The sequence below is a fragment of the Cellvibrio mixtus subsp. mixtus J3-8 genome, assembly GCF_000766945.1.
Classification (GTDB): domain Bacteria; phylum Pseudomonadota; class Gammaproteobacteria; order Pseudomonadales; family Cellvibrionaceae; genus Cellvibrio; species Cellvibrio mixtus_A.
In genome coordinates, this window is sequence record NZ_KN266214.1 from 54,602 (window position 1) to 76,361 (window position 21,760).

The 21,760-nt window shown below is 51.4% G+C and carries 21 protein-coding genes; 7 read left to right on the plus strand and 14 right to left on the minus strand.

Translation table 11 applies throughout. The annotated features are described in order from the left end of the window. Window positions 1–65 precede the first annotated feature (65 nt). The 6 genes from A596_RS19525 to A596_RS19550 all read right to left on the minus strand — a co-directional run bounded on the left by A596_RS19525 (window position 66) and on the right by A596_RS19550 (window position 5,332). Window positions 66–503: a YqaA family protein gene (locus tag A596_RS19525; RefSeq protein ID WP_039918007.1), complete on the minus strand. Its 438-nt coding sequence runs from the start codon at window positions 501–503 to the stop codon at window positions 66–68. A gap of 46 nt (window positions 504–549) precedes the next feature. Next, window positions 550–1,380 carry a shikimate dehydrogenase gene (gene aroE, locus A596_RS19530; RefSeq protein ID WP_039918009.1) on the minus strand — a complete coding sequence of 277 codons (831 nt, stop codon included), beginning with the start codon at window positions 1,378–1,380 and terminating at the stop codon, window positions 550–552. A 47-nt stretch (window positions 1,381–1,427) separates the two neighbouring features. After that, window positions 1,428–2,348, minus strand: coding sequence for an oxygen-dependent coproporphyrinogen oxidase (hemF, locus tag A596_RS19535; protein ID WP_039918011.1), 921 nt, complete (start codon window positions 2,346–2,348; stop codon window positions 1,428–1,430). 80 nt (window positions 2,349–2,428) lie between these two features. Further along, window positions 2,429–2,998, minus strand: coding sequence for an L-threonylcarbamoyladenylate synthase type 1 TsaC (locus A596_RS19540; RefSeq protein ID WP_039918012.1), 570 nt, complete (start codon window positions 2,996–2,998; stop codon window positions 2,429–2,431). 79 nt (window positions 2,999–3,077) lie between these two features. After that, window positions 3,078–4,235 carry a DNA-processing protein DprA gene (dprA, locus tag A596_RS19545; protein ID WP_039918015.1) on the minus strand — a complete coding sequence of 386 codons (1,158 nt, stop codon included), beginning with the start codon at window positions 4,233–4,235 and terminating at the stop codon, window positions 3,078–3,080. 44 nt (window positions 4,236–4,279) lie between these two features. Continuing rightward, window positions 4,280–5,332, minus strand: coding sequence for a LysM peptidoglycan-binding domain-containing protein (locus tag A596_RS19550; protein ID WP_039918017.1), 1,053 nt, complete (start codon window positions 5,330–5,332; stop codon window positions 4,280–4,282). Window positions 5,333–5,487: 155 nt separating this feature from the next. Here A596_RS19550 and def point away from each other — a divergent pair, with 155 nt between their 5' ends. The 4 genes from def to trkA all read left to right on the plus strand — a co-directional run bounded on the left by def (window position 5,488) and on the right by trkA (window position 9,900). Continuing rightward, entirely contained in the window at window positions 5,488–5,997 is a 510-nt protein-coding gene (gene def / locus A596_RS19555; protein WP_039918019.1) for a peptide deformylase, read from the plus strand. An 83-nt stretch (window positions 5,998–6,080) separates the two neighbouring features. Further along, on the plus strand, window positions 6,081–7,052 hold the full coding sequence (gene fmt, locus A596_RS19560) for a methionyl-tRNA formyltransferase (protein WP_039918020.1): 972 nt from the start codon (window positions 6,081–6,083) through the stop codon (window positions 7,050–7,052). Further along, a complete protein-coding gene (gene rsmB, locus A596_RS19565; protein WP_039918022.1) occupies window positions 7,046–8,344 on the plus strand; it encodes a 16S rRNA (cytosine(967)-C(5))-methyltransferase RsmB in 1,299 nt (432 codons plus the stop codon). The genes fmt and rsmB overlap by 7 nt, the downstream gene beginning before the upstream one ends. Window positions 8,345–8,514: 170 nt before the next feature. Continuing rightward, a complete protein-coding gene (gene trkA / locus A596_RS19570) occupies window positions 8,515–9,900 on the plus strand; it encodes a Trk system potassium transporter TrkA (RefSeq protein WP_039918024.1) in 1,386 nt (461 codons plus the stop codon). 43 nt (window positions 9,901–9,943) lie between these two features. On the opposite strand, the gene A596_RS19575 is transcribed toward trkA, so the two are convergent. Beyond that, a complete protein-coding gene (locus A596_RS19575) occupies window positions 9,944–10,678 on the minus strand; it encodes a DUF6445 family protein (protein ID WP_052417718.1) in 735 nt (244 codons plus the stop codon). A gap of 189 nt (window positions 10,679–10,867) precedes the next feature. Between A596_RS19575 and lpdA the strand changes: the two genes are divergently transcribed. Beyond that, window positions 10,868–12,286, plus strand: a complete 1,419-nt coding sequence (gene lpdA / locus A596_RS19580; RefSeq protein ID WP_039918027.1) for a dihydrolipoyl dehydrogenase — start codon at window positions 10,868–10,870, stop codon at window positions 12,284–12,286. Window positions 12,287–12,349: 63 nt separating this feature from the next. Here lpdA and A596_RS19585 read toward each other — a convergent pair whose 3' ends face one another. From A596_RS19585 to gmk, 5 genes are all read right to left on the minus strand, one after another. Further along, complete coding sequence (locus tag A596_RS19585) at window positions 12,350–13,876, minus strand: FAD-binding oxidoreductase (RefSeq protein WP_052417719.1); 1,527 nt, start codon at window positions 13,874–13,876, stop codon at window positions 12,350–12,352. A gap of 278 nt (window positions 13,877–14,154) precedes the next feature. Further along, window positions 14,155–14,538: a RidA family protein gene (locus A596_RS19590; protein ID WP_039918030.1), complete on the minus strand. Its 384-nt coding sequence runs from the start codon at window positions 14,536–14,538 to the stop codon at window positions 14,155–14,157. Between the two features lie 113 nt (window positions 14,539–14,651). Next, complete coding sequence (gene spoT / locus A596_RS19595) at window positions 14,652–16,766, minus strand: bifunctional GTP diphosphokinase/guanosine-3',5'-bis pyrophosphate 3'-pyrophosphohydrolase (RefSeq protein ID WP_039918032.1); 2,115 nt, start codon at window positions 16,764–16,766, stop codon at window positions 14,652–14,654. A gap of 94 nt (window positions 16,767–16,860) precedes the next feature. Next, entirely contained in the window at window positions 16,861–17,112 is a 252-nt protein-coding gene (gene rpoZ / locus A596_RS19600) for a DNA-directed RNA polymerase subunit omega (RefSeq protein ID WP_039918033.1), read from the minus strand. A gap of 158 nt (window positions 17,113–17,270) precedes the next feature. Next, window positions 17,271–17,888: a guanylate kinase gene (gene gmk, locus A596_RS19605; protein WP_039918035.1), complete on the minus strand. Its 618-nt coding sequence runs from the start codon at window positions 17,886–17,888 to the stop codon at window positions 17,271–17,273. Between the two features lie 190 nt (window positions 17,889–18,078). Here gmk and A596_RS19610 point away from each other — a divergent pair, with 190 nt between their 5' ends. Next, entirely contained in the window at window positions 18,079–18,300 is a 222-nt protein-coding gene (locus A596_RS19610) for a hypothetical protein (protein WP_039918037.1), read from the plus strand. Window positions 18,301–18,509: 209 nt separating this feature from the next. Here the strand turns inward: A596_RS19610 and uvrD are convergent, their stop codons facing one another. Further along, complete coding sequence (gene uvrD, locus A596_RS19615; RefSeq protein ID WP_039918188.1) at window positions 18,510–20,720, minus strand: DNA helicase II; 2,211 nt, start codon at window positions 20,718–20,720, stop codon at window positions 18,510–18,512. Between the two features lie 176 nt (window positions 20,721–20,896). Here uvrD and A596_RS19620 point away from each other — a divergent pair, with 176 nt between their 5' ends. Further along, window positions 20,897–21,373: a nucleoside deaminase gene (locus A596_RS19620; RefSeq protein ID WP_039918040.1), complete on the plus strand. Its 477-nt coding sequence runs from the start codon at window positions 20,897–20,899 to the stop codon at window positions 21,371–21,373. A 15-nt stretch (window positions 21,374–21,388) separates the two neighbouring features. On the opposite strand, the gene A596_RS19625 is transcribed toward A596_RS19620, so the two are convergent. Beyond that, window positions 21,389–21,736, minus strand: coding sequence for a hypothetical protein (locus tag A596_RS19625; protein ID WP_039918043.1), 348 nt, complete (start codon window positions 21,734–21,736; stop codon window positions 21,389–21,391). Between the last annotated feature and the right edge of the window lie 24 nt (window positions 21,737–21,760).

The following is a 21,760-nucleotide window of genomic DNA, read 5'->3' on the forward strand; positions in this document are numbered from 1 at the left end:
AATAAATTTATCTTTTATTTTTATGATGAAAATTGATGGGATATATTCAATAGGTGATTACTTATTTATGTAGTCCCATTTCCAAAAACACCAATGGCAACTCCGATAATTAATAAGTATCGAATGGCTTTTCCGCAAAAAACCAACACCAGAAATCGGTAGAAGGAAACGCGCATAACCCCTGCAAAGAAAGTTAACGGATCACCAATTACAGGCACCCAAGCAAATAATAATGACCACTGGCCATGTTTTTTAAATCGTGTTTGTGCATTATTTATTTGTGCCTGCGAAAATGGAAACCATTTTTTTGTTTGTAAATGCAAACATTGCTTGCCCAAATACCAATTCACACAGGAACCCAGTGTATTGCCCAACGTAGCAACAGCCCATAATAATGGCAGGGAATAATGTTGATAAATCAATGTAGCAAGCAATGCTTCCGATGAAAGCGGCAGGAGAGTTGCCGCCAGGAATGCAGCAACGAAAAGCGAGAGATAAGCCATAATGAATGCGATACCAACCAGAAAAAGTGTCAGTATCGCATGGGATCTATTTTTTTTCGGTAAGCTGGCGGCGTAGCGACGTTATCACCGGCACCACTTCAGGGCGAATTTGTCGCCACAAATAAAAAGCTTCTGCCGCTTGCCCAATTAACATCCCCAAACCATCAGCAATTTGCGTAGCGCCGTGCGTTTTTGCCCACTGCAAAAAGATGGTTGGCTCGGCACCGTACATCATGTCGTAACAACTGGCATTTGCAGCGAGCAGTTTTTCCGGGAGCGGCGGTAATTCACCTTGCAAACTGGCTGAGGTTCCATTAATCACAATATCAAAACTGTCACCGTGAAGTTGTTCAAAGGCTTTCGCGTGGATATCGCCAAGGTCCAGAAAATTTTTCGCCAACTCTTCCGCTTTACTCAGGGTTCGATTAGCAATGGTGATGCGTGCTGGTTGTTCTTCCAACAAAGGTTGCAAAATGCCGCGCACTGCGCCACCAGCACCGAGAATTAATACGCGCTTGCCCTGGATCTCCCAACCGAGGTTGTGCATATCGTGAATCATACCGATACCGTCCGTGTTATCACCAAGGATAGTGCCATCGCTTAATACCGCGAGTGTATTAATTGCGCCTGCACGCTCTGCACGAGCAGTACGTTTTTGGGCAAACTCAAATGCATTTAATTTAAATGGCACAGTAATATTTAAACCTTTGCCGCCCTGCGCAAAAAAATCCTGCGCCGCTTTTTCAAATTCACCTTCATTGACCAATTGCTTGGTGTAATGCATATCCTGCCCGGTTTGTTCGGCAAACTGGCGATGAATAACTGGCGATTTACTGTGGCTAATCGGATTGCCAAATACTGCGTATAAATCTGTCATGAGAGTCCCAATAAAATCAAAATGTCAGCGCGGATAATTGTCGTTTTTTATTTCAGCCAATCGCGATGGGGTAAAAATTTTTCGTAAAGTTCTGCTTCCGGGCTACCCGCTTCCGGTTGCCAGTTGTATTCCCAGCGCACCAGTGGCGGCAATGACATTAGAATTGATTCTGTGCGCCCACCAGTTTGCAAACCAAATAATGTGCCGCGATCATAAACCAGGTTGAACTCAACATAACGGCCACGACGATAGAGTTGGAAATCGCGTTCGCGTTCCGAAAAAGACATAGCTTTACGCGCGTTTACAATCGGTACATACGCAGGGACATAACTGTCGCCAACTGCCTGCATCAGTGCGAAACTGTGGTCAAAACTTTCCGCGTTATAATCATCAAAAAATAAACCGCCTACACCGCGCGCTTCACCACGATGTTTAAGGAAAAAATAATCATCGCACCATTTTTTAAATTTGGGATAAAGATGCTCACCAAGTGGGTCACAGGCGTTTTTTGCGGTTTGATGCCAATGGACAACATCATCTTCGTTGCCGTAATAGGGCGTTAAATCGTAACCACCCCCAAACCACCACACCGGCGCAGCACCTTCTTTTTCGGCGATAAAAAACCGTACGTTGGCGTGACTGGTTGGCACATAGGGATTATGCGGATGAATGACGAGCGAAACACCCATTGCTTCAAACGAGCGCCCGGCCAATTCAGGGCGGTGGGCGGTGGCCGACGCGGGCATCTGGGTACCGTGGACATGGGAAAAATTAACACCGCCTTTTTCAATTACGTTGCCGTTGGTGAGCACGCGCGAACGACCGCCGCCGCCTTCGTTGCGCGTCCAGCTATCTTCAACAAATTGCGCACCACCATCTTCGACGGCAAGCGCCTGGCAAATACGGTCTTGTAAATCCAGTAGATAGGCTTTAACGGCGGCTTTATCCGGCCCGGAAGCGAGAGTCATGGCGGAGTCCTTAGACGGGAATAAATAAAGGCCGGTATTCTACGCGGCCTTGTCATAAAGGGGAAAAGATAGTGGCGCAATCAGCCGGGTCGAATGATTTCACCGGTAAGCAAATCGCGAATTTCCGAGGGGGCAGCACGCGCGCCCACTTGCCCGGAGGTAACAGCATCGAGCTGATTACCAAAATAGCGCCGAACCTGATCAATAGTGCGCGCCGGTTTCATGCCAGCGGGATTGCATGAAGTGGATACTATCGGCCCACCAAAGGCACGTGACAGGCCAGCCGCAACCGGATGATCGGTAACCCGCAACGCAACACTGGAAAAATTACCGGTAATCCAGGGCGGCGCCAAACCATTATTAGGCACCAGCCAGGTGTAAGGCCCAGGCCATGAATTTTTCAAGCGCTGCCGTTGCAGATCATCCAGGTGCACTAAAAAAGGCTCGAACATACGAATATCCGCTGCTAATAAAATCACTCCCTTTTCTACCGGGCGATCTTTCAATGCCAGCAAATCCATGACCGCAACTTCATCAAAAGGATTACAGCCCAGCCCCCACACGGCTTCGGTGGGATAAGCAACAACACCACCCAATCTCATTTGCCGGGCGGCGAATTGCACACGGGGGTTGAGCGACCATTCAAGCATGAATATACCTTTTTCAACGTTGGAAACACGGTCTGGTGATTATCCCAGCTTAGCGTTCAATCTTACACCCTTCACCTACTCATACACGTTGATAACAAGCACCTATTTGCTGCACCAGACCTTTGATTTCCAGTGCCACCAAACCGGCGGAGAGGCTTCCTATATCAGCGCCGGTACGCTCTGCGAGTAGGTCCAGCGGCAACGGATCAAAGCCCAACGCATCCAGTAATGCCTGCTCATCCGGATCTAAAACTGGCTCGGGAGCGTCAATATCAGCCGTATCAAACAGAGCCAGGGAGCTATTTTTATGTGCCACTTCCTGGCGCTTGTAACTGATCAAACCAGCCAGTTGCTCGACAATATCCTGCGCAGTTTCAACCAGCGTCGCCCCCTGGCGAATTAACTGATGGCAACCACGGGCTAATGGATTATGGATTGACCCCGGAATTGCAAAGACTTCCCGGTTATGTTGCAAGGCGTAAGCAGCCGTTATCAATGAACCGCTTTGTACAGCCGCCTCCACCACCAGAGTCCCGCCACTTAAACCACTGATAATGCGATTTCGTTGCGGGAAATTCGCTGCCTGGGAGCTCACCCCAAGCGGGAACTCACTGACCAATGCGCCGCCTGCATACAGAATCGCCTGCGCCAAACCACGATGGCGCGCAGGATAAATCATGTCAATTCCGGTCCCCATCACTGCAATAGTTTTTCCACCGGCATTCAATGCACCCTGATGCGCAGCAGCATCAATTCCCAGTGCCAGGCCACTGGTAATCGCAAATCCGCATTCTGCAAGGTATCGCGCAAAACGCTCGGCATTTTCACTGCCACCCGCCGTCGGGTTACGGCTGCCCACCATCGCAACTTGCGGCAGGCTAAGGCAAGTGTGATCACCACGCACAAATAACATAGGGGGCGGCTTCGGGATTTCCCGCAACAGCCTGGGATAGCGGGGGTCATCGAATGTCAGGCAATGCAAATCCGGTTGGCTTTCTATATAAGCCAGATCCTGTTCCAGGCGCCGGGTCAGTGCAGAGCCGGAGTGAAAAGCACGGAGCGATTCCAACGCGGCGGGACGAAAATAGGATTTAAGGGCTGATGGAGATTGATCTAACAGGGTTTCAATATCCAATCCCTGTTCGCGCAATTGCCAGTAAGCACCGGCGCCGGTTTCAGGCAAACGCAAAAAGAGTAGATATTTAGCGAGGCAGGAATCGAGCAGGGAGAGGGTCATAATCATCCTTGATATAGACTGCCCCCGGACGGGGGCATATTTACTTAGGGGTTGCGCACCTTGTCGTTAACAGCCAATGCGCGATCCGCTTCCAAAACCAGACCGAAGCTTATCTTTTCAAACGTGCGGAATACCATTAACAGGCCAGCACGCTCATCCGGCAGGGCAATTTTGCCGCCTTTCACACGATCGCGAACCACTTCACCCGTCTTGTAGATAGCCAACACATTGCCAATTTGCAGACCTTCGCGTTCACCGCGGTTAATGATTACCACATTGAATTTGCCAACCTGGGTAACACCACCTTCAACAGCAATGATTTGAGCATTGATGTCATCATCCGGTGCACTGGGATAAAACAGTGAATCTACGGAACGGTCTTCGCTGGGCAGTAATTGGTCGCCAGGGCGCACTTCTTCATAGGTACGGATTACATCCAGCTTGGCAACTTCACCCTCGATGTTATCAATCGCAACAGTACCAATGCTTTGCGCGTATACCCCCAGAAACTCTTTGGTTACCGGATCTTTAAACACCTGGCCTTTGCGATAAATACCGTAATTGGAAAAGCTCGAATCAAACGTACCGCGCGCATAAGCCAAATCACCCGCACCTACAATAACGTGCTGCTGCTGGCCAGCCAGCATGTAAGGGGCTTTTTCCAGTACACCAGCTTCCACAATACGACTGCGGGACAGGAATGCATCAATCCTGTCGAGCGGGATAGTAGAGATGGCATCCTCCATTTTTTGTACACGAACGCTGGGGCTAAGCTTGGTTGCGCCATTGATACCACCAGCACCCGGAACCATCTTGAGCGTGCGCTCAACAGTCAGGCGCGGCCGGCCATCCAAATAAATAAGCTTGATCAAATCCCCAGGGAAAATGAGATGGGGGTTTTCAATTTGTGGATTAACATGCCAAATCTCTGGCCAGAGCCAGGGACTGTTTAAAAATGTCGCGGAGATATCCCACAGGGTATCGCCTTTTTTAACGGTATATTCGTCGGGGTGACCCGTTTTGAGCACGGAGTCATCAGCCCAGGAAAACAAGCTGATTAGGGATGCGGCGAACACCGCCAATAATATTTTTTTCATAGAAACCGATCCTGTTTTATTCGGTCCTGAGGCAGATAGACGTATAATAGTTGAATTAAAGCCCATGCTGTTTCCATTTGCACCGCATAAATCCTGTGCGATCATCATGTTAGCAGCGGTTATTACCTTTTTACTAGAAGTTTGTCACAAACACTATGGCCTTGTTACCTATCCTTGAATTTCCCGACCCACGGCTGCGTACTGTCGCCAAACCCGTCACAGAAGTGGACGATGAAATCCGCAAACTGATCGACGATATGTTTGAAACCATGTACGACGCCCCCGGTGTTGGCCTCGCAGCATCCCAGATCAATGTGCATATTCGCGTAGTAGTTATAGACGTGAGCGAAGATAAATCCCAGCCGCTGGTGTTTATCAACCCGGAAATTGAGACGCTGGATAATTCTTCTGCACCCTACGATGAAGGTTGCCTGTCAGTGCCTGGATTCTACGAAACGGTAATGCGCCCGACCCGTATCCGGGTAAAAGCGCTGGATCGGGATGGCAACCCCTTTGAAATGGAGCCCGCCGGTTTGTTGGCCGTGTGTATCCAGCACGAGCTGGACCACCTGAATGGCAAATTGTTTGTAGACCATATTTCGCCGTTTAAACGTTCGCGCATTCGCTCCAAGCTGGAGAAAAAGCATAAGGCCGAAGCGCGCTGAGTTAGCGCCCGGCAAACCAAGGCGCTACTGGCGCCTTTTTTATTTCTTGCGAGTTAAATTTCCGCTATTTCAATAGGTTATCCATGAGCCAAGGTTTACGCATTATTTTTGCCGGCACCCCGGAATTTGCCGCTGAACATCTAAAGACCCTGCTGGACAGCCGCCACCAGGTGATCGCCGTATATTCCCAGCCTGATCGCCCCGCAGGTCGCGGCAAAAAGCTTACCGCGAGCCCGGTAAAGGAAGTCGCGCTGGCCAACAACATCCCGGTTTACCAACCGCTCAATTTCAAAGCGCCAGAAGCGATTGCCGGGCTTGCCAGCTTGCAAGCGGATTTGATGGTCGTGGTCGCATATGGCCTGATCTTACCAAAGGCGGTCCTCGAGGCGCCGCGCCTGGGTTGCATTAACGTCCATGCCTCAATCCTGCCGCGCTGGCGTGGTGCGGCCCCTATCCAGCGCGCCATTGAAGCGGGCGACACCGAGACCGGCGTCACCATTATGCAAATGGATGTGGGATTGGATACCGGTGATATGCTGATCAAAGCTTATTGCCCGATTTTAGCGGACGATACCGGCGGAAGCCTGCATGATAAGCTCATCCAGATTGGAAGTCCGGCGCTATTAAGCGCGCTAGAGCAACTGCAAACCAATACCGCCAAACCGGAAAAACAGGATGATTCCCTAAGCAATTACGCTCCAAAACTTAGCAAAGAAGAAGCTGCCTTAAATTGGGCATTACCAGCGCTTACCCTGGAGCGCCGTGTGCGCGCCTTTAACCCGTTTCCTGTCGCCCACACCAAACCGGCAGGTGCCGCTGACGACCAACGTATTCGTGTCTGGGCGGCAAGCGCCATTGATAAAACCTCAGCAGGGATTCCCGGGAGTATCAGTCAAATCACCGAACAGGGCCTTTGGGTTGCTTGCGCTGAAGGCCAATTAATACTGGAACAATTGCAGCTCCCGGGCAAAAAAGTGATGAAGGTAAACGAAATACTGCGCGGCCACCCGGACCTGTTTAAAGTCGGCGATCAGTTGGAACAACCGACATGCTAAGGGTACGCGCCGCCGCCGCACAGGTGATAACACAGATTCTTGGATTGAAAGGCTCACTTTCCAGCTTATTACCACCTATTTCAGCGAAAATCCCTGAAAATGATCGCGCGTTACTACAGGAATTGTGTTTTGGCACTTGCCGTTTTTATCCCCAACTTCAGGCCTATACCGAGTGTCTCCTGGATAAACCGCTAAGGGCTAAAGATAACGACGTGCAAGCCCTGTTGCTACTCGGGCTTTACCAACTGCTACATACACGCATTCCCGACCATGCCGCCATCGGTGAAACCGTGGAGGTCACCCGCCACATCAAAAAGCCCTGGGCGACCAAACTGGTAAATGGCGTTTTGCGGAGTTTCCAGCGCGATAGCGCCAAAATTAACGAATTTCTTAGCCAAAACCGCGCATTCCAGAGCAATCACCCCGCCTGGATGGAGGCCATGATTAGCAAATGCTGGCCTGAACAATTCGATAATCTGATCGCTGCCAATAACCAGCACCCGCCATTCACCTTGCGCCTCAATGTCAACAAAATCCGTCGCGAGCAATATCTCACTTTATTGAGTGGACTCGGCATTAACGCGAATGCCACCCGATTCAGCCCTTATGGCATTACCCTTGAACACGCTTGTGATCCGCGCAAACTGCCGCATTTCGCTGAAGGCTGGCTGAGCGTGCAGGATGAAGCTGCGCAATTGAGTGGCGATTTGCTGCAATTGTCACCCAACTTGCGGGTATTGGATGCATGTAGTGCGCCCGGAGGGAAAACAGGCCATCTCTTAGAGCTGGAACCGAGCCTTACAGTGACCGCACTGGATGCCGACGAACGCCGCCTTGGCCGTGTGCGCGAAAACCTTACTCGCTTGGGAGTAACCGCCAACATTATGTGCGGCGATGGTACAAAACCGGATACCTGGTGGAACGGTGAACTTTACGATCGCATCCTGCTCGATGCACCTTGCTCAGCAACCGGCATTATCCGCCGCCACCCGGACATCAAGGTCTTGCGCACCCCCGAAGAACTCGACCGGCTTGGTGAATTGCAGCAACAACTCCTGAAAAGCTTATGGCCGCTCTTGAAACCCGGCGGAATTTTGCTCTACGCCACCTGTTCAATGATGCCGAAGGAAAACACCCGGGTTATCGAAGCCTTTGTGGCGCGCCAAAAGGATGCCCACTGCGACCAGCTGGATGTTGATTGGGGCCTGCCGCAAACCTGTGGCAGGCAATTGTTACCACAACTGGATGGCCACGATGGTTTTTACTATGCGCGCCTCCGGAAGCTAAGCTGATCTACCTACTGGATGCAGATGTGCATGTTCCGAACCGGGAAAATACCGTTCTTGCCAGAAGTAGATGGATGCGACATTACCTAGGCACAACATCCGCAGGGAAAATTAAAAAAGTTGCGCAAACCAGTCCGGCAGCGCGGTGAGTTTGCCCAATAACGGAGATAGCGATTATGAAAATAATTATCCTCGGCGCCGGCCAGGTTGGCGGCAGCCTCGCAGAGCACCTGGCCAACGAGGCCAATGACATTACCGTTGTCGATACCGATGAAGCGCGTTTGCGCGAGTTGCGCGACCGGCTGGATATCAGCGTCGTTACTGGCGAAGCCTCGCATCCGGATATCCTTGCGCAAGCCGGCATGGAAGACGCCGATATGCTGGTGGCCGTCACCAGCGATGACGAGATCAATATGATCGCCTGCACCGTCGCAGAAAATCTGTTCCACACCCCCACCAAAATTGCGCGGGTGCGTGCCACCTCGTATTTAACCCATCAAAAACTGTTTGAATCCGGCGCTATCCCGATTGATGTATTGATCAGCCCGGAGCAGCTGATGTCTGAATACATTTTCCGTTTGATCGAACAACCCGGCGCACTGCAAGTGCTGGATTTCGCCGATGGCAAAGTACAGTTAGTGGCAGTAAAGGCTTACCACGGTGGCCCGCTGGTTGGCCAGGAGCTGCGCTTTTTACGTGAGCATATGCCCGCAGTGGAGACCCGCGTTGCGGCAATTTACCGCCGCAATCGCGCCATAATGCCTACCGGAACCACGGTGATCGAAGCCGATGATGAGGTTTTCTTTATCGCCGCCAAGGCCGATATCCGCGCGGTAATGAGTGAGTTGCGCCGCCTGGAAGTCGCTTATAAACGCATCACTATCGCTGGAGGTGGCAATATTGGTTTGCGCCTCGCCAGGATGCTGGAAGGCCGTTACAACGTGCGCGTGATTGAATACAACAAAAGCCGCTGCATTCGCCTTTCCGAACAACTGGAGCGCGCCATCGTGATTCAGGGCAGCGCTTCGGATAAAGATTTATTGTTGGAAGAAAGTATTGAAGATACGGATGTTTTCCTCGCCCTGACCAACGACGACGAGGCCAATATCATGTCCTCGATGCTCGCCAAACGCCTGGGTGCGCGCAAGGTAATGACCTTGATTAACAACCCCGCCTATGTGGATGTGGTGCAGGGCGGTGATATTGATATTGCTATTTCACCCCAAACCACCACCATCGGCAGCCTGCTTACCCACGTGCGCCGCGGCGATATTGTCAACGTTCACTCACTGCGGCGCGGTGCGGCGGAGGCGATCGAAATCATCGCCCATGGCGATGCCAAGTCGTCAAAAGTCGTGGGTAAAGCGCTGGAAGATATCGATCTGCCGGAAGGCGCCAATATCGGCGCGATTGTACGGCAAGGGCCTGATGGCGATGAGGTAGTAATCGCCCATGACGATGTGGTTGTGCAATCGGGCGATCATGTCATTATTTTCCTGCTGCAGAAAAAGCATATCCGCGATGTGGAAAAGCTGTTCCAGGTTGGCTTCAGCTTTTTCTAATTATCCCCCAGCCGGTATTCCTGCCGCCCCAGCAAGCCTGCCATTATCCGGCAGGCTGTTGGACCCAATCGCGCTTGCCAAAAATAAACGAGTTAAGCGTTAAGCGGCCGCTGGCCGGATCGGGATCAAACCGGAAATCCGGGCCGATATTGCCCGAATGCAACACGTTTCCAGGGTAAATAACCAACCGGTTAAAGCGCGCATCCACACTCATAATTTGCTCAAACCATTGATCTGAACCATTCATATATGTGCGCGGGGATTTCTCCAGCAGGCCTTCCGCGCGGGCGCGTTCGCTATAAATCGCTTGCCGTGCGCCATCAATAATTTCAAAGCCAGTGCCGCGATGGCGATACAGTGATGTTCCCCCATGCTCGGCACCACACAGGTAATGTACGCATGCCAAATCGGTACGCTTGATGGTATCGATATGCGGCAAACTTTGCTGCGCGCCCATTTTTTCCGGGGGAGTTGCCACAATTGAATAAAGCGATTGCGCACCTGCCCAGGCATCCCGGGGTAAACCAAAACAGCGTTCGATCAACTCACCCAGATAGCGATAAATAGCGTAGGTATATTGCTTGGGGGCCATCATTCGCTTGCCCGGATAATAGGTATCAGCCTCGTCAAGTTTATTATCCTGAACACACAGACTCACCAGGAACTCAGGGCTAGCGAGGAAATTATCGATTACCAAAACCGGGATGTTATCGCGTCCAACCCTGACGGTCTGGTAGATAAAGTGGGGATGCAAGGAAAAATTATACGTATCGTCCATGGCTGCGCACGGCTCTCATTGCTGGTAGTGGCACCATGATACTGAATCCTGCTTCAGGTAATAAGGTGATTTTTTATGGCGATAAGCACCTGATTTATGAGCGCCGAATCCCTTATGATGCGGCTTCCTTAATATGCACAACAATGTCCTTTAAAAAGCCCCAGATCAAAATTCACACAGGAGCACTTCATGGCAAATGTTAAGACCCAACTCGTCGTTCTCGGCAGTGGCCCCGGTGGCTATTCCGCTGCCTTCCGCGCTGCTGACCTTGGCCTTGAGGTCACCCTCGTTGAACGTTATTCCAGCCTAGGCGGTGTTTGCCTGAATGTGGGCTGTATTCCCTCCAAAGCGCTATTGCACGTGGCGGAAGTGATCAATGAAACCAAACATGCGGATAACCTCGGCCTGAGTATCGGCGCGGTCAGCCACGATCTGGATAAAGTCCGCGCTTACAAGGATTCGGTCGTCAGCAAACTCGTTTCGGGGGTTGGTGCCATGGCGAAAGGCCGCAAAGTGCGCGTCGTGGAAGGTCACGGCAGCTTTGTGAGCGATCGCCAGTTACAAGTGGTTAAGGGTGGAGAAACCACCCTGATAGATTTTGACCATGCGATTATCGCCGCTGGTTCACGCAGTGTGAAACTGCCCTTTATCCCTGAAGATCCTCGTATCTTTGATTCTACCGGTGCCCTTGAGCTTCGCTCAGTGCCAGCGCGCCTGCTGGTTATCGGCGGTGGCATTATTGGCTTGGAGATGGCAACTGTCTATGAAGCACTGGGCAGTAAAGTGACTGTTGTGGAGTTTGCAGACCAACTGGTTCCGGCCGCCGATAAAGACCTGGTCGCGGTGTACAACAAATATAACAAGGGCCGCTTTGAAGTATTGCTTTCCACCAAAGTAGACGCTGTCACTGCCAAACCTGAAGCAATACAGGTTGCATTCAGCGGCGCCCAGGCACCGGCAACTCCCCTTGAATTTGATGCTGTATTGGTTGCTGTGGGCCGCACACCGAATGGCAAATTGATCGGCGCGGAAAAAGCTGGTGTGAATGTCGATGAGCGCGGCTTCATCCCGGTTAACGAATACCTGCAAACCAATGTGCCGCATATCTACGCGATTGGCGATATCGTCGGCCAACCGATGCTCGCCCACAAAGCCACCCACGAAGGTCACGCCGCCGCTGAAGGTGTTGCGGGTCATCCCCATAAGTTTGAGCCTATGGCGATCCCATCCATTGCCTACACCAGCCCGGAAATTGCCTGGGTTGGCCTGACTGAAAAAGAGGCCCAGCAAAAAGGCATCAATTTCAAAACGGCAGTGTTCCCGTGGAGCGCCAGTGGCCGTGCCATTGCTGCGGACCGGAGCGAAGGCAAGACCAAACTGATTTACGACGCAACGACGGATCGTTTACTCGGCGCCGGGCTGGTAGGTATCCACGCCGGTGAATTATTGGGCGAATTAACACTGGCATTGGAATTTGGTGCGAGTGTTGAAGATATTGCACTGACCATTCACGCACACCCGACCTTGCATGAATCCGTCGGTTTGGCCGCTGAATTAGGCGCAGGCACCATTACTGATTTGCCGAATCCGGCCGCGAAGAAACGCTAGTCCCCGCCCCCGTCAGCAGGTAGTTGCGTTGCAGCTACCTGCTCACCAGCCAATCCATGTTTTCTATAATGGCTTCACGCCTTGCGGGATTTTGAATAACCAATCGGGATCATAAGTCGCTTTCACCTGCTGCAAGCGCGGATAATTCGCGCCGTAATAAGCCACTTCATAATTGCTGATCAACGGGTCGATGTAATTCACATAAGCGCCTCCGGTAGTCCAGGGCGAGAGCGTTTGGCGGAAACTGTTTACCCAGACCTGGGCGGCGTCGACCTGGTTATTGGCTGTACCGGCGCGAAACCAGGTGTAGTACTCAACGCTAAACAGCGCCCCGCGATGCACAAATGCCGTCTCATCTGCTGCCAATTCATCGATTGCCCCGTGCATCAAATCCATGATCATCATGCCGTAATTGCCGGCAAGCTGGCTGTCCAGAATGGCTTGTTTCAGCACCAGCAAACCCTCTTCCGGGATAGGTTTGGCGAAGAAATCCGAACTCGCCGCAAACGCGTTGCGGGGATATTGGCCTTGACCATCGCCCTGAACGTGGCACGCCGGAATATTTAACTCGCCACAACCACTCAACATGACACTGCGATAGGGCTCGGTAACCTGACTCACCCATAAAGGCGTGACGCCGGCCTGTTGCAGGAAGTGCTGCCAGTGGGGCGTCATGTCCGCGATAGACCCGATACAAAAGACACGGATTTGCAACGCAGGGGAACTGGAGGGCGAATTCCAGCCGGGGATCGCCTGCGCCCAGATATGGTTGGGCAACGTCTCCGGCCATGCCTGCCAGGCACTCATAACCCTGGTGAAATCGTTGAAATCGAAATAGGAATCGAACGTGGTGATATCGGCAGTCGTATGGGTTTTAAAGGTAAAGCGGGTAACCACCCCGAAATTACCGCCGCCACCGCCGCGCAATGCCCAAAAAAGATCAGCGTGGTTTTGCGCATCGCACTCAATGACCCGCCCATCAGCGAGCACCACTTCCGCAGCAAGCAGGTTATCGCAGGTCAAGCCGTAAGCGCGATCCACAATGCCAATCCCGCCACCCAACGTCAGGCCACCAATACCCACTGTGGGGCAACTACCCGCAGGAATACCAACACCCTGCGCGCCCAATTGGTCGTAGATATCAACCAGCCTGGCGCCGGCACCGATAGTCGCGGTACCGGGTCCAACCTGGATACTTTTCATCTGCCCCAAATCCAGCACAATACCTTCGGTAGTCGAATAACCCGCGTAACCATGACCACCTGAGCGTGGCACGATCGCCAATTTTTGGCTGCGGGCGAAAGCCAGGGTCGCCTGTACGTCTTGCACACTGGTGCAACGCACCACGGCAACCGGTTTGATGTGATCGTAGCGGGTGTTGTAAACCCGTCGCAGGAGTTCGTAATCATTTTGTCCCGGACGCAGCACCGTGCCACTCAGCTGTGTCGCAAGTTGACCCCAAATTCCATTTTCAGAAGAAACACTACTGCTGCTCGAAGCAATACTTCCATTACCGCCGCCACTCCCACCACCGCACGCACTTAATGCAGTGGTAGTGAGGGATACCGCCAAAAATTTTCGACGATCCATAATCGCTCTTCCCCGTTATTCAGAGTGTAGTGAAAACACCTTTATGGTTGTGGGATTCCAGAGCGCGCGTAGTGATAGTGGAGTGAATCTGTTTTTATTGTTTGACCGGCATATATTGACCCGGAAAAGTATTCGTTACCCGGAGAGTTTCTATGCGGTTTGTTTCATTTAACAAGCAATGAGCCACCCTTGGCAACTTCACAAGTGTCATGTCTTTTTTCGCAAAAAAATGCCCGATTATATCGGGCATGTATCCGCACAAAAACAAATGCAGATAGTTAAATAACCATCACACCATCTGCTTCAATCAGCGAATTGCGCGGTAATTGATTGATGCCAATGGCGGCACGCGCAGGATAGGGTTGTTGGAAATAGTGGCCCATCACTTCATTGACTATCGGAAAATTTGCAAGGTCCGTCAGATAGATATTCAGCTTCACCACATCTTTCAACCCACCCCCGGCAGCTTCGCAAACCGCTTGCAGGTTTTTGAATACCTGGTGCGCTTGTACCGCGAAATCACCGTCCACCAATTGCATGGTTTTTGGGTCCAATGGAATTTGGCCGGAAAGATAAACAGTATTGTTAACTTTCACCGCCTGGGAATAAGTGCCGATAGCGGCGGGAGCATTGTCGCTGTGGATAATGGCTTTATTGGTCATGGGAGAACCTTTTAATCGATAGTCGTAATGGGAAGCGGTGAAGTATAAAACAAAATCCTCCGCGAGCTTCCTTTTTCAAAAAGTCTCACCCACTCCCCCTGGCCGGAGAAGGATTAGTTTTTAGAACGATTCACCCGAATCACAAAACTCAGATTGCGAATACGGCGCATGATATTGGCGAGATGGATACGGTTGTGCACCCCGATGCACAAATGGATAACACTGTTGTGCGCATCGCGTTCATGGACGTTGATGTGCTCGATGCTCGCACCTTGTTCGGTGATGCGCGTCGCCAACGTGGCAATAATGCCGCGATCACTTTCCACCTCAACACGCACATCCACCAGGAATTCACCGCTGACATTTGCGGCCCAATTCACCTGGCTGATTTTGTCGGGATAGTTGCGGATTTCAGCAATATTGCGGCAAGTGTCCTGATGGATTACCAGCCCTTTTCCGGAACTGACGTGGCCGATAATCGGATCGCCAGGAATTGGGCGGCAACAACGGGCAAAACTGATCATCATCCCTTCAGCGGAATCAATCGTAATTGCCGAGCCAACCAAACCGGTACGCGGCTTTGCTTCAGCATCCGGCTGCAACAATTTTATAATCGAATAAACCACCTTATTTCCAAGGCCGATTTCCTCGTAGAGTTTTTCCATCGAGTCAACCTGGGTACTCTGCAAAATCTTGTGCTGTTTTTCCTCGTTGAGATGCTCGAGATCGAGATGGATTTCTGCCAGTGCGCGGTTGAGCATACGTTTGCCAAGCGTCACCGATTGATGGTGGCGCTGGTGCTTCAGGTAATGGCGAATCGCCGAGCGCGCTTTCGCCGACACTACAAAATTGAGCCAATTCGGATTCGGTTGCGCACCCTGCGCCGTGATAATCGCCACTTTTTGTCCGCTCAATAACGGCTGCGACAACGGCGCCATGCGCTCGTTAATGCGGCAGGCTACGCAAGTGTTGCCGATATCGGTATGCACCGCGTAAGCAAAATCCACCGGAGTTGCGCCGGTGGGCAACTCCACAATTTTGCCTTTGGGTGTAAACACATACACTTCGTCGGGGAAGAGATCGATCTTGACGTTTTCGATAAACTCCAACGAATTACCGGCATTCTTTTGCATCTCCAGCAAACCCTGCACCCACTGGCGCGCACGGCTGTGGCTGGCATTGATGGTGGCATCGCTATTGGATTTGTAGAGGAAATGCGCCGCAATTCCGCTGTTGGCCATCTCGTCCATTTCCTTGGTGCGGATTTGCACTTCAATCGGCACCCCATGCATTCCCACCAACACGGTATGCAGCGATTGGTAGCCGTTGGTTTTGGGAATGGCGATGTAATCTTTAAATTCACCGGCAACCGGCTTGTAGAGGTTATGCACTACACCAAGTACGCGATAACAAGTATCTACGCTATCTACAATGATGCGGAACGCGTAGACATCCATAATCTCTTTGAAGAATTTTTTCTTCTGGCGCATCTTCTCGTAGATGCTGAACAAATGCTTTTCCCGCCCGATTACAATCGCGGTGATATTTTCCTTGAGCAGGCGTTTTTCAAACGACGCCTGGATTTGTTCTACCAGTTCCTTGCGATTACCGCGCGCAGTTTTTAACGCAGCTTGCAAGCGCGTAGCGCGCAACGGATACATACAGTAGAAGCTGCGATCCTCCAACTCCAGGCGCACATCGTTCATACCTAATCGATGAGCAATCGGCGCGTAAATTTCGAGGGTTTCTTTGGCGATACGGCGTTTTTTATCTGGCGGCATCGCACCTAATGTGCGCATGTTATGCAAGCGGTCGGCGAGTTTTACCAGGATCACGCGCAGATCATTGGCCATCGCCAATGCCATCTTCTGGAAATTTTCCGCCTGCTTTTCCGCGTGGGATTCAAATTCAATCTGCGTCAGCTTGGATACGCCATCCACCAGGTTCGCCACCGATTCGCCAAATTGGCCGGAGATGGCTTTTTTGCTGATGCCAGTGTCTTCAATTACATCGTGCAACATGGCCGCCATCAGGCTTTGATGGTCCATATGCATACTGGCGAGGATGTCGGCTACCGCGAGGGGATGGGTAATATAAGCTTCGCCGCTCCGGCGTTTCTGGCCGTCGTGGGCTTGTTCGGCGTAGAAGTAGGCGCGCTTCACCAAATTGATTTGGGAAGGTTCGAGATAAGACGATAGCCGATGGCTAAGGGCCTCGATGGTTTGCACGCCTCTCTCCAGATTTCACATTGCCAGCAGCGCCGGCATCAGGTTTCCAAAAGCACAACCGCCACTCATGGAGATGGTGGCGGCTGATGGAAATTTAAATCTCGTTGTCGTAAACACGTTCTGGCTTGGGTTGTGGCAGGGTGTCTTTTTCCAGCAGGATACTTGCGTCGATAAAACCTTCTTCAATTTCACGCAACGCGATAACGGTTGGCTTGTCGTTCTCAGGGGCAACAAAAGGATCTTTGCCACCGATGGCTAATTGGCGGGCGCGCTTGCTGCCAACCATCACCAACTCAAAACGGTTATCTACATGATCCAGACAATCTTCAACGGTAATACGTGCCATAACTCAATGCTCTGTTAAAAAGGTACTTTGTTAGAGGTACTTTGCAAAATTACGTGTCGGATAACACGTGGAATTCGGGGCGCTTCAGGTCCAAAGCACCAAGGGGGTCGCTATTATGCGTCAGCGGCAGCAACTATGCCAACCGCCGCTGGCTGAAATTAAGCCAATAAACTCTGCAACAGGCCATTGTGGCGCTCTGCCTGTCGTGCCAGGCGGATATGCTGGCTGGTAATTAGCGCCTGGAACTGTGCGAGCGCTACGGTGAAATCATCATTGATGATCAGATAATCCGCTTCCACATAATGAGACATTTCACTGATCGCCTCATTCATACGCGCTTCGATCACCGCATCATTATCCTGGCCGCGGCCGGTCAAACGCTGGCGCAAACAGGCTAATGAGGGCGGCAATATAAACAGGCTAACGGTGTCCGGCATTAGCTTGCGCACTTGTTGCGCACCTTGCCAATCGATTTCCAGGATCACATCGATTCCCTGGTTCAAGGTATCCACCACCCATTGCTGCGAGGTGCCGTATAAATTGCTGAATACGCGTGCATGTTCGAGGAATGCACCATCTTCCAGCATTTTTTCAAAGGTGGCGTGATCGACAAAATGGTAATTCACCCCGTCAATTTCACCGGGACGCATGGGGCGAGTGGTATGGGAAACAGAGACACAAACTTCCGGATTGGATTTGACCAGCGCGCTGACGAGACTGGTTTTGCCTGCACCCGAAGGCGCGGAAACGGTGTAAAGGGTGCCGAGATTAGCCATGAAGTCGCCTTGGAAAATTCGAAACAAATGAACAGATATCAAAGAATAGCGGAAATTATGGCACAGCTTGACGCAGCGCTCAGCCGAAAGTTTTATTGCCAGCGTTTTATAGCGAGTCAAACACCGTTAAATGTAACGGTAAATATGGCATAGTGAGCCTCTTGCCATCCGATCACACAGTGAACCCAAGATGCTACGTCAACTGCTTTCGATTAGCCAAACTGCTGAACGCCTGCGTGTGCGCCCGGATTATGTGCGTGCACTGGTAGCCAAAAAACGCCTTACGTTTATCCACGGCGAACAATTGGATGCAGCGGAAGTAGAACATCTCGCCAAACTAATGGACAAGCTGCGCAAGAATGGCATCGCAACACTGGTGGAAATCAGTGCGCAAGGGGATATCAATCTGTAATTCTTTTCGATTGCTTAATCGCACAACTCAATCACTTTTTTGCCGCGCTTTGGTGTACAAAAAGCTACCAATACCGCAGCAAATACCTGGTACTCAAATCAAAAGACGCTGGCAACCACGATAGCGATAAGTATGCGCAGATTGCCTCCGCCAACCTGACAATAAATCATTGAGCGCTGGGCCTTGCCTTACAATCAAGCCCAAACAAATTACAAGCCCTGCAATTTTGCATATTGCATAACCAAACGCTTGGTGCCGATTTTTTCGAATTTGACCTGCACTACCGCATTGGGGCCGGTGCCTTCAAATTGCAAAATAACCCCTTCACCAAATATGGCATGATTGACGCGCTGGCCAAGCCTGAAGCCGCTGCCTTCGCCGCTATCACTCAAGCTTTCACGCGCAGGTGTGCGCTGAAAACTGACCGGACGAGTGACGGCGGTTTTTAAACGAACTTCTTCAATGCAATCCGTCGGGATTTCTTTTACAAAACGCGAGACTGCATTGAAGGTTTCGTTGCCGTATAGCCGACGAGTTTCGGCGTAACTGATAAATAATTTTTGCATCGCGCGCGTGATGCCCACATAACAAAGGCGACGTTCTTCTTCCAAACGATCCGGATCATCCGCCGACATTTTATGCGGGAACAAACCTTCTTCCACACCGGCGAGGAATACCAACGGGAATTCCAAACCTTTCGCCGAGTGCAAGGTCATCAGCTGGATCGCTTCTTCAAATTCATCAGCCTGGGTTTCACCGGCATCGAGTGCAGCGGTATCTAAAAATTGTTGCAGTGGTGTAAGGTTTTCATCGCTTTCTTCTACATCAAACGCGCGGCACGCGGTAATTAATTCCTGCAAGTTTTCGCCGCGCGCCTGGCCTTTCTCGCCTTTTTCATTTTGATGGAACAGCAGCAAACCCGTGTCTTCAATCACCATGCGCGCGATTTCGTCGAGCGCAGGCGCATCGCCATTCACGTCAATTTCGCTAGTGTCTTGAGCGAGTTTGATAATTAAATTCAAAAACGTTTGCACCGCATTGCCGGCGCGCGCCGTTAACACTTTATGCGCGAGCATTTTTTCCGCAGCGGCCCACAGGGAAAAACCCTGCTCCCGCGCAAAGAGGCGAATGTCATCAACCGTCTTGCCACCAATGCCGCGCGTTGGTGTATTAATGACGCGCTCAAATGCCGCATCGTCGTGGCGATTGCTGATAAGGCGCATATACGCAATTGCATTTTTAATTTCGAGGCGATCATAAAAGCGCAATCCGCCGTAAATACGATAGGGAATTGCCTCGCGCAGCAACGCTTCTTCAAGTACCCGCGATTGGGCGTTGGAGCGATATAAGATCGCTACCGAATCGCGTTTATTACCTTGCTTTAACCAGCTTTGGATTCGCTCGACAATAAAACGCGCTTCATCCTGCTCGTTGTACGCGGCGTAAAGGGAAATCGCCTCGCCTTTATCACCCTCTGTCCATAATTCTTTGCCCAAACGCCCGGCATTGTGTTTGATCACCGCATTGGCAGCTTGCAAAATATTGCCGGTGGAACGGTAATTTTGTTCGAGGCGATATACCTGTGTGCCGGCGAAATCCTGCGAGAAACGCTGGATATTTTCTATTTTTGCACCGCGCCAGCCGTAGATGGATTGGTCGTCATCGCCCACTGCCGTTACACAACTTTCTTTGCCGGCAAGCACACGCAACCAGGCGTATTGCACACTGTTGGTATCCTGGAACTCGTCGACAAGGATGAATGGAAAACGCTGGCGATAATGTTCCAGGATGTGCGGCTTGTGGAGCCAGAGTTCATGGGCGCGCAACAAAATTTCAGCGAAGTCCACCATGCCACCGCGCTGACAATCCTCTTCGTAGGCGCGATAAATTTGCAGCATGGTGCGCACAAATGGATCGCCCGTTTCCTGGATGTGTTGCGGGCGCAAACCTTCATCTTTTTGTTCGTTGATGTACCACTGTGCTTGTTTATGCGGCCATTTATTTTCATCCAGATTGAGTGCTTGATATACACGCTTGATTAACCGCAGCTGGTCATCGCTATCAAGGATCTGGAAATTTTGCGGCAGGTTTGCATCTTGCCAATGGGCTTTTAACAAACGATGGGCAAGACCATGGAAAGTGCCGACCCACATAGCGCGGCTGTTGATGTGTTGATTGTTCTGGTGGAAGAGTTCATCCAGCCGGCTGCGCATTTCGCGTGCGGCTTTGTTGGTAAACGTCACCGCCATAATCGAGTAGGGCGACACCCGCTCCACCTGGATCAACCAGGCAATGCGATGCACCAGCACCCGGGTTTTACCGCTGCCGGCACCGGCCAGGATTAACTGGTTGGTGGCGGGGGCAGAAACCGCATCGCGCTGGGCATCATTGAGGTGGTCGAGCAGCAGGGAAACATCCATAACATTAAGGCCGGCGGGCAGGGAGCCCGAAAAATTCATCAATAGGAATGGGGCGATTTTACTGTTTAGATATACATATCGCTACCTTTGTTTTTATCCCGTTGTCATTAGCATTTTAGAAACAGGCGACACGCGTTATGCTGGCATTAACAGATAACTGTACGGAGTAAATACCCATGAACGAGAAGCAACACCAATGGCTGCAACGCTGTATAGACCTGGCATGCGCACACGCCGGTAGCGGCAAGGGTGGGCCATTTGCGGCGCTGGTGGTCAAAAACGGGGAAGTGATTGCCGAGGGTTGTAACGAGGTGACGAGCACCAACGATCCCAGTGCCCATGCGGAAGTTGTCGCTATTCGCAATGCCTGCCAGCGATTAGGCAGTTATCAATTGGACGATTGTGAGATTTACAGCAGCTGCGAGCCCTGCCCGATGTGCCTGGGGGTAATTTTCTGGGCGCGCCCGAAAGCGGTGTATTTTGTCGCCAGCCGCGAGCAAGCAGCAGCGGCCGGGTTTGATGATGAGTTTATCTACGAACAAATCAACCTGGCGGGCAACCAGCGACATATCCCGTTTGTGCATCAACCATTGGCTTCAGCCAATCATCCATTTGAGCACTGGTGTAACTGTTGCACCAAACAGGCGTACTAGGCAACCCGGCAAAAATCATTTGTTATTGCAGCTTTTGGCGCGAATGAGCATCACCCCAAACAACCCTATAAAGAACACCACCAGCGGGAGCGAATCGGGTACAGAACTGCCGGTTTGCGGGGCACTCACATGAAAACCACTGCGCGCCAGCAATGGCGGTGGCGTACGTTCAGTAGTGGGAAGGGAGACCAAAACAGGCGTGGGGTGATGGCTTTCCTCAAGCATGCATTCACCCTGGGGGTTGCGATCAATACCCGGGATTTTGGCGCAATCCAGCAGCGATGCCCGGCAATCCATGGCAAATACCAGGGTAAAAGCTACCCCTGCAAGCCGGTAGCTTGCTGATAGTGTTAGATGGTTCATTTCCCCCCTCCTCCCCAAAGGCAG

Coding starts and splice junctions, on each gene's coding strand:
- A596_RS19525 (WP_039918007.1), bottom strand. CDS start 503: ATGGCTTATCTCTCGCTTTTCGTTGCTGCATTCCTGGCGGCAACTCTC.
- aroE (WP_039918009.1), bottom strand. CDS start 1,380: ATGACAGATTTATACGCAGTATTTGGCAATCCGATTAGCCACAGTAAA.
- hemF (WP_039918011.1), bottom strand. CDS start 2,348: ATGACTCTCGCTTCCGGGCCGGATAAAGCCGCCGTTAAAGCCTATCTA.
- A596_RS19540 (WP_039918012.1), bottom strand. CDS start 2,998: ATGCTTGAATGGTCGCTCAACCCCCGTGTGCAATTCGCCGCCCGGCAA.
- dprA (WP_039918015.1), bottom strand. CDS start 4,235: ATGACCCTCTCCCTGCTCGATTCCTGCCTCGCTAAATATCTACTCTTT.
- A596_RS19550 (WP_039918017.1), bottom strand. CDS start 5,332: ATGAAAAAAATATTATTGGCGGTGTTCGCCGCATCCCTAATCAGCTTG.
- def (WP_039918019.1), top strand. CDS start 5,488: ATGGCCTTGTTACCTATCCTTGAATTTCCCGACCCACGGCTGCGTACT.
- fmt (WP_039918020.1), top strand. CDS start 6,081: ATGAGCCAAGGTTTACGCATTATTTTTGCCGGCACCCCGGAATTTGCC.
- rsmB (WP_039918022.1), top strand. CDS start 7,046: ATGCTAAGGGTACGCGCCGCCGCCGCACAGGTGATAACACAGATTCTT.
- trkA (WP_039918024.1), top strand. CDS start 8,515: ATGAAAATAATTATCCTCGGCGCCGGCCAGGTTGGCGGCAGCCTCGCA.
- A596_RS19575 (WP_052417718.1), bottom strand. CDS start 10,678: ATGGACGATACGTATAATTTTTCCTTGCATCCCCACTTTATCTACCAG.
- lpdA (WP_039918027.1), top strand. CDS start 10,868: ATGGCAAATGTTAAGACCCAACTCGTCGTTCTCGGCAGTGGCCCCGGT.
- A596_RS19585 (WP_052417719.1), bottom strand. CDS start 13,876: ATGGATCGTCGAAAATTTTTGGCGGTATCCCTCACTACCACTGCATTA.
- A596_RS19590 (WP_039918030.1), bottom strand. CDS start 14,538: ATGACCAATAAAGCCATTATCCACAGCGACAATGCTCCCGCCGCTATC.
- rpoZ (WP_039918033.1), bottom strand. CDS start 17,112: ATGGCACGTATTACCGTTGAAGATTGTCTGGATCATGTAGATAACCGT.
- gmk (WP_039918035.1), bottom strand. CDS start 17,888: ATGGCTAATCTCGGCACCCTTTACACCGTTTCCGCGCCTTCGGGTGCA.
- A596_RS19610 (WP_039918037.1), top strand. CDS start 18,079: ATGCTACGTCAACTGCTTTCGATTAGCCAAACTGCTGAACGCCTGCGT.
- uvrD (WP_039918188.1), bottom strand. CDS start 20,720: ATGGATGTTTCCCTGCTGCTCGACCACCTCAATGATGCCCAGCGCGAT.
- A596_RS19620 (WP_039918040.1), top strand. CDS start 20,897: ATGAACGAGAAGCAACACCAATGGCTGCAACGCTGTATAGACCTGGCA.
- A596_RS19625 (WP_039918043.1), bottom strand. CDS start 21,736: ATGAACCATCTAACACTATCAGCAAGCTACCGGCTTGCAGGGGTAGCT.